Origin of the sequence: Nesterenkonia sp. CL21 (assembly GCF_031705515.1) — a bacterium.
GTDB classification, from domain to species: domain Bacteria; phylum Actinomycetota; class Actinomycetes; order Actinomycetales; family Micrococcaceae; genus Nesterenkonia; species Nesterenkonia aethiopica.
The window spans coordinates 48620-60330 of sequence record NZ_JAUTWR010000001.1 but is presented as its reverse complement, the minus strand read 5'-3'; the positions used below and the strand labels follow the sequence as shown (position 1 = coordinate 60330).

General features: G+C 72.0%; 10 protein-coding genes. 7 read left to right on the top strand and 3 right to left on the bottom strand.

Annotated features, from left to right (window positions below; genetic code table 11):
- The first annotated feature begins 51 nt into the window (after window positions 1–51).
- Entirely contained in the window at window positions 52–1977 is a 1926-nt protein-coding gene (locus Q7C18_RS00275; protein ID WP_311023487.1) for a pectinesterase family protein, read from the top strand.
- 139 nt (window positions 1978–2116) lie between these two features.
- Here the strand turns inward: Q7C18_RS00275 and acs are convergent, their stop codons facing one another.
- Window positions 2117–4129: an acetate--CoA ligase gene (gene acs / locus Q7C18_RS00270; protein WP_070160105.1), complete on the bottom strand. Its 2013-nt coding sequence runs from the start codon at window positions 4127–4129 to the stop codon at window positions 2117–2119.
- 280 nt (window positions 4130–4409) lie between these two features.
- Between acs and nth the strand changes: the two genes are divergently transcribed.
- The 6 genes from nth (at window position 4410) to Q7C18_RS00240 (ending at window position 10118) form a co-directional block, all read left to right on the top strand.
- Window positions 4410–5204, top strand: coding sequence for an endonuclease III (nth, locus tag Q7C18_RS00265; RefSeq protein WP_311023486.1), 795 nt, complete (start codon window positions 4410–4412; stop codon window positions 5202–5204).
- Entirely contained in the window at window positions 5197–6006 is an 810-nt protein-coding gene (locus Q7C18_RS00260) for a CoA pyrophosphatase (RefSeq protein ID WP_311023485.1), read from the top strand. The genes nth and Q7C18_RS00260 overlap by 8 nt, the downstream gene beginning before the upstream one ends.
- Window positions 6007–6139: 133 nt before the next feature.
- Window positions 6140–7297, top strand: coding sequence for a hypothetical protein (locus tag Q7C18_RS00255; RefSeq protein WP_311023483.1), 1158 nt, complete (start codon window positions 6140–6142; stop codon window positions 7295–7297).
- Entirely contained in the window at window positions 7290–8597 is a 1308-nt protein-coding gene (locus tag Q7C18_RS00250) for a TadA family conjugal transfer-associated ATPase (protein ID WP_311023480.1), read from the top strand. The genes Q7C18_RS00255 and Q7C18_RS00250 overlap by 8 nt, the downstream gene beginning before the upstream one ends.
- Window positions 8594–9529 (top strand): hypothetical protein, encoded by a 936-nt coding sequence (locus Q7C18_RS00245; protein WP_311023478.1) that lies wholly within the window; start codon window positions 8594–8596, stop codon window positions 9527–9529. Before Q7C18_RS00250 ends, Q7C18_RS00245 begins: the two co-directional genes overlap by 4 nt.
- Window positions 9522–10118, top strand: coding sequence for a type II secretion system F family protein (locus Q7C18_RS00240; RefSeq protein WP_083277491.1), 597 nt, complete (start codon window positions 9522–9524; stop codon window positions 10116–10118). The genes Q7C18_RS00245 and Q7C18_RS00240 overlap by 8 nt, the downstream gene beginning before the upstream one ends.
- A gap of 54 nt (window positions 10119–10172) precedes the next feature.
- Here Q7C18_RS00240 and thpR read toward each other — a convergent pair whose 3' ends face one another.
- A complete protein-coding gene (thpR, locus tag Q7C18_RS00235) occupies window positions 10173–10820 on the bottom strand; it encodes an RNA 2',3'-cyclic phosphodiesterase (RefSeq protein WP_311023475.1) in 648 nt (215 codons plus the stop codon).
- 60 nt (window positions 10821–10880) lie between these two features.
- Window positions 10881–11642 carry an NAD(P)H-dependent oxidoreductase gene (locus Q7C18_RS00230; RefSeq protein ID WP_311023473.1) on the bottom strand — a complete coding sequence of 254 codons (762 nt, stop codon included), beginning with the start codon at window positions 11640–11642 and terminating at the stop codon, window positions 10881–10883.
- Window positions 11643–11711: the final 69 nt, after the last annotated feature.

Genomic DNA, 11711 nt, shown 5'->3' with positions numbered 1-11711 from the left:
CCCATCCCAGCCTGTGACGCCAGTCACTGCTCTCGATGAGGAGACTCCACGATGACCTCGACCGCCCTCTCCCGACGCGCCCTGCCCGACGGCGCCCTCTCCCGACGCACAGTGCTCAGCACGCTCGGTCTCGCCGCTGGAGGGACCGCCGCCCTGGCGGCCGGGATGCTTCCGGCTCCCCAGGCCGCGGCGGCCCCGACCTCGAGCGCTCCAGGGCACCGCGGCCCGGTCGCGTTCGTGGTGGGCGACTCCACGGCCTCCGTCTATGAGCAGGAGATCCGACCGCGCGCCGGCTGGGGGCAGGCGCTCCCGCTGCTCATGGGTCGCGGCGTGACCACCTTCGACTACGCCTGGTCCGGAGCCTCCTCGAAGAGCTTCTTCGAAGCCGGCAAGCTCGACGTGGTCCTGGACCTCATGCAGCCCGGAGACCTGCTGCTGATCTCCTTCGGCCACAACGACTCCAAGATCGAGGACCCGGACCGTGGCACCGATCCGGACACCACGTTCAAGGAGTATCTGACCCGCTATGTGGAGGGGGCCCGGCAGCAGGGCGGAGCTCCAGTGCTGGTGACGCCCGTGGAGCGACGTCGCTTCCACGCGGACGGGACCGCCGGCGACTCCCATGGAGACTATCCGCGGGCCATGAAGGAACTGGCCGAGGAGCTCGAGGTCCCCCTGGTGGACCTGACGGCGAGCTCGCGAGCGCTGTGGGAGGGGCTCGGACCTGAAGGGACGAAGGGGCACTTCATGCACCTCGAGCCCGGTGTGCATCCCCAGCATCCTGAAGGGGCCGAGGACAATACGCACTTCCAGGCCGTCGGGGCGCTCGCCGTCGCGCGGCTCGTCGCCCAGGGTCTGGTGGACCAGCAGATCGTGTCCGGCAGCTGGTTCACCCGGCTGGAGCGGGAGATCGATGCGGAAGCGGAGATCCACTGGCCCGCTGAACGGACCATCGACGACGCCCTGATCCTTACGGTGGGCCCTGGAAAGGCTCACTCCACCGTCCAGGACGCCGTCGACGCCGCCCCTCGCGGGGCGGGCAGGCGCACCATCATCGCCATCGACCCCGGGGAGCACCGAGCGGTGGTCCATGTGCCCTCTGACGTGCCGCGGCTCACCTTCCTCGGGATGGGGGAGCGCCCGGAGGACACTGTGCTGGTCTACGACAAGGCCAACGGCACACCCCATCCCGACGGCGGCACCTACGGCACCACCGGCAGCTCCACGGTCCGGGTCCACGCGCCCTTCTTCGAGGCCGAGAACCTGACGTTCGCCAATGACTTCGACCCCGCCGCGCATCCGGAGATCTCCGGAACCCAGGCGGTCGCCCTGCTGATCTCCGGCGACTTCTCCGTGCTGAGGAACGTGCGCTGCCTCGGCCGGCAGGACACGCTGTATGTGAACTCTCCGGGCACCGGGGTCCCCGCCCGGCACTACGTCACGGAAAGCCACGTCACCGGGGACGTGGACTTCATCTTCGGCCGCGGCACCGCGGTGTTCGACGCCTGCCGCATCGAGTCCCTGGACCGGGGCGAAGCCAACAACGGCTATGTGACCGCCAGCAGCCTGGACGGCTCCCTGCGCCACGGCATCCTCTTCGACGACTGCGCGTTCACCTCGACGGCGCCTCGGCGCACCGTCCATCTGGGGCGGCCCTGGCATCCCGGCGGCGATCCGGAGGCGAACCCGCAGGTGCTGGTCCGTCGCTGCCACCTGGGAGCCCACATCATGTCCAGCCCGTGGACCGACATGAGCGGGTTCTCGTGGCGCGACGCCCGCTTCGTCGAGTTCGAGAATCGGGGTCCCGGCTCACAAGTCACCGAGGATCGACCTCAGCTGCCGGTCGAGTCTGCCCCTGAGCACACTGTGGCCGCGTATCTCGCCGCCGACGACGGCTGGGCTCCTCAGCTGGCCGGCACGCCGGCCGACGCCTCGGCGCTGCTCGACGCCCGGGAGAGGGTGGCCCGCGGCGGGTGATCGGGCAGGCTGAGCGGGACGGTCAGGCAGGCCCGTTGGGCAGGCCTGGTGAGCAGGCCGGGTGAGCAGACAGACGGCGCCCACCTGCTCCCTGCGGAGCAGACGGGCGCCGTCTGGCGGATCGGCAGGGTCGTCCGGGTCAGGCGTCCGCCCCGTGCTTGGCGCGCATGTCCTCAGCGATCTGCTGCATCACCGAGGGGTCTGCCAGGGTGGAGGCGTCACCGGCCTCGCGGCCCTCGGCGACGTCCTTGAGCAGTCGGCGCATGATCTTCCCGGAGCGGGTCTTCGGCAGCTCCGGGACCACCAGCACGTTGCGCGGCTTGGCGATCGGGCCGATCTCCTGGCCCACATGGGCGCGGAGCTCCTGCTCCTTCTGCGCGGGATCGCCGCCCTCGGCGTCTCCGCGCAGGATCACGAAGGCGACCACCGCCTCACCCGTGGTGGCGTCCTTCGCCCCGACGACGGCGGCCTCGGCCACAGCCTCGTGGGAGACCAGGGCGGACTCGATCTCCGTGGTGGAGAGCCGGTGTCCGGAGACGTTCATGACGTCGTCGACGCGGCCCATCAGCCAGATGTCGCCGTCGTCGTCGGTGCGGGCGCCGTCGCCGGCGAAGTACACGTCCCCGAATCGCGCCCAGTAGGTCTCCTGATACCGCTCTGGGTTCTTCCAGATGCCGCGCAGCATGGAGGGCCACGGCTCCTTGATGACCAGCAGACCCGCCTCGCCCGTGCCCAGCGGGGTGCCCATCTCGTCCACCACGCCGATCTCCACGCCGGGGACCGCGGTCTGGGCGGATCCGGGCTTGGTGGCGGTGACCCCCGGGAGCGGGGCGATCATGTGGGCCCCGGTCTCGGTCTGCCACCAGGTGTCCACGATGGGCGCGGGGTGCTCCTTGGGCGGGTTGCCCGGCCCGTTGTTCGCGCCGATGACCTCCCGGTACCACATCCAGGCCTCCGGGTTGATGGCCTCGCCGACGGTGCCGAGCACGCGCAGGCTGGAGAGGTCGTACTGGTCGGGGATCTCGCGGCCCCACTTCATGCAGGTCCGGATCAGCGTGGGGGCCGTGTAGAACTGCGTGACCCGGTACTTCTGGACGATCTCCCACAGCCGGCCCTTGTGCGGGGAGTCCGGGGTGCCTTCGTAGACCACCTGGGTGGCGCCGTTCACGAGCGGGCCGTAGACGATGTAGGAGTGCCCGGTGACCCAGCCGACGTCGGCGGTGCACCAGTAGACGTCCTGCTCCGGCTTCAGGTCGAAGCTGTCCCGGTGGGTGACCGCGCACTGGGTCAGGTAGCCGCCGGTGGTGTGCAGGATGCCCTTGGGCTTCCCGGTGGTCCCCGAGGTGTAGAGGATGAACAGCGGGTGCTCGGAGTCGTGCGGCACGTAGCTGTGCTCCGTGGACTGCTGCGGCACCAGGTCATGCCACCAGGTGTCGATGTCGTGGACCGGGACGTCCTCCCCGTTGCGCCGGACCACCACCACGTGCTCCACGCTGTGGCCCGGGGCGGAGAGCGCCTCGTCCACGGCGGGCTTCAGCGGGGAGGGCTTGCCGCGGCGGTAGGAGCCGTCCGCGGTGACCACCAGCTTGGCCTCGGCGTCGTCGATGCGCGAGCGCAGCGCATCCGAGGAGAAGCCGCCGAAGACCACCGAGTGGATGGCGCCGATGCGGGCGCAGGCCAGCATGGTCACGATGGTCTCGGGGATCATCGGCATGTAGATCGCCACACGGTCGCCCTTGGCCAGGCCGAGCGACTCGAAGGCGTTGGCGGCGCGGGCGACGTCGTCCTTCAGCTCCGCGTAGGTGATGCTGCGGGAGTCGCCGGGCTCGCCCTCGAAGTGGATGGCCACCCGGTCCCCGCGGCCGGCCTCCACGTGGCGGTCCACGGCGTTGTAGGCGGCGTTGACCTCACCGCCGACGAACCACTTCGCGAAGGGAGCCTCGGACCAGTCGAGGGTCTCGGTGAAGTCGGTGTCCCAGCTCAGCACGGAGCGGGCCTGGTCCGCCCAGTAGCCGAGGCGGTCCGCGGCGGCCTTGTCATAGCGGTCCGCCGTCGCGACGGCGTGCGCGGCGAACTCCTCGCTGGGCGGGAACGCCCGAGTCTCCTTGAGCATGCTGTCCAGCTGGTTGTCTGCCGGGGGAGTGGGGGTCATGCGCTGTCCTCCTTGGGTGCTCCAGGTGCGCCGCAGTGCACCCGTCCCCGCCCGGTGACCCCCGGGTCGGTCGGTGCGCGCGACGCCGTCCGACACCTTGCTGTGTCGCCGATCACAATACCGCGCGGGGCGTGCCCAAAGCGAGGTGCGCACCACGTCGTGACGCACGCCATAGCTCGCTGACCTGGGATTTTCCGTGAGCGGTCATGACGAACGGTAGGTATTCTGCGACGAACGGTTCTCCCGGTGGGGGTCCGGCGGCGGCGACGTCGCCCGTAGAATGACCACGATGATGCGCGAGGAGACCCCGCTGGCGACCACTCGCCGGGTGCGGAAGATCAACAGGGTGCTGGCTGAGACCTACCCCTATGCCGTGGCCGAGCTCGACTTCGAGAACCCCTTCGAGCTGCTGGTGGCCACCGTGCTCTCCGCCCAGACCACGGATGTGCGCGTCAACCAGGTGACGCCCTCGCTGTTCGCCCGCTTCCCCGACGCCCATGCCATGGCGGTGGCCGACGAGCGCGAGCTCTCCGAACTGATCCGGCCCACCGGGTTCTACAAGTCCAAGACCCGAGCCCTGCTCGGCCTCTCCCAAGCACTGGTCGACGAGCACGACGGCGAGGTCCCCGGCCGCCTCGAGGATCTGGTGAAGCTGCCGGGGGTGGGGCGCAAGACCGCCTTCGTGGTGCTGGGCAACGCCTTCGGCGAGCCCGGGTTGACGGTGGACACCCACTTCGGGCGGCTCGCCCGTCGGCTCGGCATGACCGAGCAGGAGGACCCGGTGAAGGTGGAGCGCGACGTCGCCGCCCTCTTCGACCCCAAGGACTGGACGATGCTGTCCCACCGGCTGATCTTCCACGGACGCCGGGTCTGCCATTCCCGCCGACCGGCCTGCGGCGCCTGCCCGATCGCCCGCTGGTGCCCCTCCTACGGCGTCGGCGAGGTGGAGCCCCAGGCGGCGCGCGAGCTGCTCAAGTACGAGCTCGCTCCGGGTCGGGAGGAGCTGCTGGAGAAGATGCGGGCCGGGTGGAGCCGCCGCAGGCTGCGCGAGGAAGGTTACTCGCTCAGTGCCTGAGCCGCAGAGGGGAGACGTCCGCCGAGATGGGCGCCGAGACCAGCAGGGGATGGCCGCCCGGTATCGGGTGGCCGAGGACCTGACGCGCCTGGTCGCCGAGGCGGCGGACTACAGCGCGAACCATCCGGAGGCCGCTGAGCTGGGCGGCTGGTGGTGGACCCCGGAGCCGGCTCTCGAACCGCCTGCCGAGCCCGCCATGCGCGTCGGCGAAGGCCGAGAGGCTGCGGTGCTCGCCCTGTTCTGCCTCGAACCGCACTCCGGCGACGGCGTCCCGGACGTGCCGGGCGTCGTCGAGGCTCCCTACCTCCTGGTGACGGAACGCTCCCGGGGACTCGCGAAGCACCCGGAACAGGTGGCATTTCCCGGTGGCGCGCTCGAGGCCTTCGACCATGGCCCAGGGGCTGCTGCGCTGCGCGAGGCCCACGAGGAGATCGGACTGGACCCTGCGCGGGTCGGGGTGATCGGGCTGCTTCCTCCGGCGCCCGTACCGATCAGCGGCTTCATGGTCACCCCGGTGGTCGGGGTGACCGAGGATCCGGGTCTGCTGACTCCGCAGGCTGGGGAGGTGGAGGCTGTGATCCGGGTGCCGGTTCGCCGGCTCGTGGACCCTGCGAACCGGACCACCTCGGTGATCCGTCGCCACGGCACCACGCATCGGGCGCCGGCGTTCGTGGTGGACGGCACGCTGATCTGGGGTTTCACGGGGATCCTGCTGGACCGCATCCTCAGCAGGCTCGGCTGGGAGGAGCCCTGGGACCAGGAGGCCAGTGTGGACCCGCGGGAGTACCAGCCGCTGTTCTGATCGGCCTGCGCGGACCCTGGGGCGCTGATCCGCTGCGGGGAGCGTTCCTCCACAGGCTCCGTGACACGCCGACCTCTCCACAGGGCCGCCCCGGGCCCTGGGGGTCTGCCGTGCCTCCCGAGATGCTGGGGCCATGCCGCTGCTCAGGTCAGATCGTCCCCGACCCTCCGTTCCGCCGGTCGGCGCCGAGACGGAGGATCCCTCGCTGCTGCTGGTCACCGCCGAGCCGACCCTCCGCGACGACGTGGCCCTGCTGGCCGCGGTCGTCGGTGCTCGCCTGGAGACCTTCTCCACCTGGCAGGAGGCGCCCAACCGCCAGTGGGCGGCGGTGCTGTGCGGACCGGACGCCCCGCCGCCGGAGAGCAGACGCGACGAGGTTCTGCTCGTCATCGGCGAAGGAAGCTGTGCAGACCCTTGGGCCCTGGCCGCTGAGCATCCCCCTCTGCGGCCTGTGCCCCTGCCGGCCGGGGAGCAGTGGCTCGTCGACCATCTGGCCGCCCAGGTCATGGACCGACTGCCCGGGCGCGTGGTGACGGTGCTGGGTGCCCTGGGCGGCGTCGGAGCCTCCACGGTCGCCTATCTGACGGCCGCCGAGGCGGCTGCCCGCGGGATGGGAGTGCTGCTGGTGGACGCCGACGCCGGGGCCGGCAGCGGGCTGCGTGCCCTGCGGGAGCAGGCCCGACGCGCCGGAGTGCTCACCGGGGCGTCGAGCGCCCTGGACTGGGAGGAGCTCGATGCGCTCGACGGTCCCCTCTCGGCGGCCCAGCTCACCGCTGCGCTCGCCGAGGTGGACGGGATCTCGCTGCTCACCGGGGAGGCCTCCGAGGATGACGCCGGTCCCCGAGCCTTGGCGGCGGTGGTCACCGCCGCTCGGCGTGCCGTGGACCTGGTGGTGGTCGACGCCGCGCGACGCCCGGGCGTGCTGGAGGCCCTCGGGGGAGCGCCGGAGGCGGGACTGCTGGTGACCGAACCCTCCGCACGCGGCGCGGTGGCCGTCGCGGAGATGCCGCTGCGCGGCCATGACGTGGACTGGTCCCTGGTGATCAACGGCGCCGCCCGCGGAGGGATCACGGCCGCGGAGCTGACCCGTCGTCTGGGGATCCCGGTGGCCGCCGAGCTCGCCGAGCAGCGGTGGCTGCGGCGGGCAGAAGAGTTCGGGGAGACCTACGAGGTGCTGCGCAGCCGACGGGGCGCGTCCTTCGCGCAGGCGCTGTTGGAGGCTGTCGGTGTGGGGACCCAGGGGCCTGACGCCGTCGTCCGGAGGATGGGCGGAGGTGGCCGGGATGCCTGATAGGAGCCATCGACCGCCGCTGGCCATCGGATCGCGGTCAGGAGGCTCCAGGGCCGGGGACGCGCGACGCCAGGGGCCGCCGCGGGACGGTGGCCTGGAGGAACTGCAGGGCCGGCTCCGCGAGGAGCTCACGGCGGGCACCGAGCCGCTGACCGCGGCCCGGATCGCTGAGGCGGTGCGGGGCTCCGGGGTCGCCCTGGGCGCTGAGACCACGCGTCGCCTGGTGGGATCCCTGCGGGACGAATTGGTCGGGATGGGGCCGCTGCAGCGTTTCGTGGACAGTCCCGGAGTCACCGACGTGCTGGTGGACGGCCGGCGGCGCGTCTGGGTCGACGGAGTCGAGGGGCTCGCCGACACCGGCGTGCGGCTCGACTCGGAGGAGCAGGCACGGGGCTTGGCGCGGCGGCTCATCTCCCTCTCCGGCGGGCGGTTGGACGAGGGCCACCCCTGCGCCGACGGTCGCCTGGGACCCTGCCGCATCCATGCCGTGATCCCGCCGGTGGCGGTCGAGGGGACGCTGATCTCCGTGCGGATCTCCCGCGCGGCGCAGGCCGGTCTCGATGACCTCGCCCGGCAGTGGCACGGACCGCGGATCTGGCTGGAGCTCATCCGGGGCATCGTCGGCGCCCGGCTGAACGTGCTGATCTCCGGGGCCACCGGCTCCGGAAAGACGAGCCTGCTGGCCGCCATGCTCGGTGAGGCTCCCCCACAGGAGAGGATCCTCATCGTCGAGGACACCGCCGAGATGGTCCCGGACCACCCGCACGTCGTCCATCTGCAGGGTCGGGCCGGCAACGTGGAGGGCGCCGGACGCATCGAGATGGGCGACCTGGTCCGCCAGACGCTGCGGATGCGGCCCGATCGGCTCATCGTCGGTGAATGTCGCGGCGCGGAGCTGCGCGACTTTCTGGCTGCGATGAACACCGGGCACCACGGGGCGGCCGGCACGGTGCACGCCAACTCCCCCGACGCCGTCCCGGCTCGGCTGGCCGCCATGGGCGCGCTGGCGGGCATGCCTCCGGAGGCGGTGGCGCTGCAGGTGGCGGCCGCCCTGGATGTGGTCGTCCATGTCGAGCGGCGCGGAGGCCGGCGGATGCCCGTAGCGGCCTCCGTGGTGCGGCAGCGGCAGGGTCGCCTGCACATGGAGCCCGCCCTCAGCATGGAAGGCCCTCTGCCGGGAGCCGGTGAGGTGAGGCAGGGGCCGGCCTGGGAGGAGCTCGCTGCGCGCAGCGGAGCCGCGGGAAGCCTCCACGGGACACGGCAGCCCCGGTCGGACGACGCGTCGCAGGGGTCGAGATGATCGATGCCGTCCTGCTGATCTCTGCGGGGACGCTCGCGGCCGGAACCGTCCTGCTGCTCCTGCCGGGGGCCGCCGCGCCGGAGATCGTCGGAGAGGCCGCCGGGCCGATGCCGGGCCAGATCAGACGGGTGCGCGGACTCCTCGATGGCGTCCGGGGGCGGCTCACCGGACGGGCGCGGGGTGCAGACGTGATCCGAGAGTCCGCGACGCTGCTCAGGCAGCTCGCCGCCCTGCTGCAGTCGGGACGAGGGCCTGGCCGGGTCTGGGACGATCTGGCCCGGAGATGGGCGATGGCCGATCGGGGAAGTTCCTCGGGACCGGCGGCCGGGGTGGCGACCCGCGGCGCGCACCCCCTGGCTCAGGTGTGCGCTCGGGCCGCGGCCGCCGACCGCATGGGCAGGGGTGCCGCAGACGGACTCGAACGATTCGCCGGCGAACTGCAGGCCCGGCTCACGCACGGGAGGGCCGCCGGGGCGGGGTCTGCGCGAGGTTCCCATTCATCGGGGCCCCGCCGGTGGGGACGGGCAGGCGGGCGGCGAGGTCCGGTCCGATCATGGGTCACCGGCTCGCGGCGTGAAGACCAGAGGCTGCTCGACGTCGTCGGCCGTCTTGCCGGGCTGCTGAGGCTTTCCGAGGAGACCGGAGCTCCACTGTCCCGCCTGGTGGAGGAGCTGGCCGCCACTCTCGACGACGACGGTGAGGCCGCCGCGGCGATAGCCTCCGCCGCGGCCGGGCCGCGTCTGACCCAGCGGGTCCTCGCGGGGCTGCCGCTGGGTGGCGTCCTGGTCGGCCAGCTCATCGGTGCGGATGCGGTCGCGGTGCTGCTGGGCAGCGCCCTGGGGGCCGCCTGCCTCGTGGCGGGGGCTGTTCTGATGGTGCTCGGGATGCTGTGGAGCCGACGGATGATCCAGGCGGTGGAGAGCCATGCATGAGCTGCTGACGACGGCCCCGAGCATCCTCCTGGCAGCGGCTGCGGCGTTGTTGATGGTCCCTCCGGCCCCGAGCCTGCCCGATGCGGGTCCGGGGCGGGAGCCGGGACCGTCGCGGATCGCGGCCGGCATCACCGCTGAAGGCCCAGCGGTGGAGGAGCTGCGGACTGCCCCGGATGCCGCGATGCTGCTGGATCTGACCGCCGCGCTGCTGACCTCTGGGGTCGGTGTCGAGGCCGCCCTGGACCGGCTGGCCCGGACAGTTCCCGGGGCGGAGCCGCTCGCGACGGTCCACCGCGCCCTGGTGGCGGGTGCCGGGTGGGAGGAGGCATGGTCCGGACAGGACCGGGAGCTGGCGGAGCTCGGTGCGCAGCTCTCCTTCGCCCACGCCACCGGAGCTCCCACGGCTGAGCTGCTGCAGGCCGGGGCGCAGCAGCTGCGGCGGCGACGTCGTCATGAGGCCCAGCGACGCGCCGAGGAGCTCGGAGTGAAGATGGTGATGCCGCTGGGGGCCTGCTTTCTGCCCGCGTTCATTCTGCTCGGCGTGGTGCCGGTGCTGCTCGGGCTGCTGCCGCAGGTGTTCAGCCTGTGAGTGCCCAGATCCGGCCGGTGGGCGAACCGGGGCGGGCGGCCCCGGGGCGAGCGGTCAGCCGCCCCTCGGCAGCCGGGCGAGCGTCTCATGCCGCGGTCCGCCGCCCGGGCCAGCCCCGAGCTTGGAGAGCATCAGCTGTGCCTCGTCCACGCTCCAGGGCGGACCCTCATAGACGGCCAGGGCCTCGGCCAGCCGATGCAGCTGCTCGGCGGCGTCGGCTCCCGGTCCGCGGTGCCGCCCTCTGCCGTTCCCCGCACGACCCCGGGCTCGGGCCAGGGTGAGGTGCGCTCGTCGCCGCTCCGGGCGCTCCACGGTGGAACCTGCCGCTCGACCGGCGCGCTCGCAGGCCGCCATGAGGTCCGTCAGGGGGCCGTTGCGGCGGCTGTGGGCGGCAGGCGCCAGGTCCTGGACGCCGGCCCACAGCGTCCGGGAGGAGAACACGCCTGCCCCGCGCAGCCGAAGCTCCAGGGGAGGACACTCCTCCATCACGACGCCGAGCGCGTCCCGGAGCTCCTCCACCGCACCAGCCGGGAGCTCTCCGAAGAAGGCCACGGTGATGTGGCGCAGCTCCTCCGGCACCCAGCGCAGCGCGGGGGGACCGTGTCCGGTCTCCAGGGGAACCAGGGCCCGCACCGATTCCAGGGCGTTGTCCAGATGGTCCAGCACCTCCGGCGGCGGGGTCAGCGACACGAAGAGCCTCATGAGGTCAGCATGCCCTGGCGTGCCGTCCGAGGAAAGGCCAGGGGGACGCCACCAGAGGATTCAGCGCAGATGCACGGAGAGCCCGGTCTCGCCGGGACGTACGTCGGGCTGGAGCTCCCACTGGTCGGTGTAGTCACCGGTGAACTGCTCCCGGTAGGGCAGCGGGGCCTCGTCGAAGATCCCCTCGAGGCGACGTGCCAGCGACTGCGCCGCCGCAGCGTAGGACTCGGAGTCCGTGAAGTCAGCACTGGGCAGTGCCCATGGAGACAGAGGTGCCATGCCCGTGTAGGCGAAGGTGCCGTGGAGCAGACTGAACAGCAGCTCGTGGAGCTCGCCGCTCTTCCCCCGCGGGCCGATCGAGGCCGGACGGTCCCCCAGCGTGGTCACCACCAAGGCGCGGGTGCCCCGGAAGGGGCCCTGCTCGAAGCGGAGTCGGCGCCCGGTGACGGGGTCGGTCCCGAAGGCGAATCCTGAGACGAAGACCCGGTCGAACCAACCCTTCAGCATGGCTGGCATTCCGTACCACCAGAGGGGGAACTGCACGATGACGGCATCGGCGCCGCGCAGCTTCTCCTGCTCCGCGGCCACGTCGTCACACGGTGCACCCTCGAGCTGGGCGCGCCGCCCCGCCGCTGTGACGCGCACCGGGGCGTCGGTGCCTCGCCGGTCCAGGTTCTCCGCGCGCACCACAGGATCCCAGCCCATGGCGTAGAGATCGGACTGGATCACAGCGTGGCCGCGCCGGCTGAGCGCCTCGATGCCGTCACGCCGGAGCCGTCCGGTCAGCGACTCCGGCTCAGGATGGGCGCTGACCCACAACACAGTGCGACCAGACACGGAGGAGGAAGAAAGCGACGGAGCTGACATAGGAGCAGTCTGCTCCGCTAGGGT

What these genes read in the sequence shown, in the direction of transcription:
- Q7C18_RS00275 (WP_311023487.1), top strand. Translation starts at nt 52, where the DNA reads ATGACCTCGACCGCCCTCTCCCGACGCGCCCTGCCCGACGGCGCCCTC.
- nth (WP_311023486.1), top strand. Translation starts at nt 4,410, where the DNA reads ATGACCACGATGATGCGCGAGGAGACCCCGCTGGCGACCACTCGCCGG.
- Q7C18_RS00240 (WP_083277491.1), top strand. Translation starts at nt 9,522, where the DNA reads ATGCATGAGCTGCTGACGACGGCCCCGAGCATCCTCCTGGCAGCGGCT.
- Q7C18_RS00250 (WP_311023480.1), top strand. Translation starts at nt 7,290, where the DNA reads ATGCCTGATAGGAGCCATCGACCGCCGCTGGCCATCGGATCGCGGTCA.
- acs (WP_070160105.1), bottom strand. Translation starts at nt 4,129, where the DNA reads ATGACCCCCACTCCCCCGGCAGACAACCAGCTGGACAGCATGCTCAAG.
- thpR (WP_311023475.1), bottom strand. Translation starts at nt 10,820, where the DNA reads ATGAGGCTCTTCGTGTCGCTGACCCCGCCGCCGGAGGTGCTGGACCAT.
- Q7C18_RS00245 (WP_311023478.1), top strand. Translation starts at nt 8,594, where the DNA reads ATGATCGATGCCGTCCTGCTGATCTCTGCGGGGACGCTCGCGGCCGGA.
- Q7C18_RS00255 (WP_311023483.1), top strand. Translation starts at nt 6,140, where the DNA reads ATGCCGCTGCTCAGGTCAGATCGTCCCCGACCCTCCGTTCCGCCGGTC.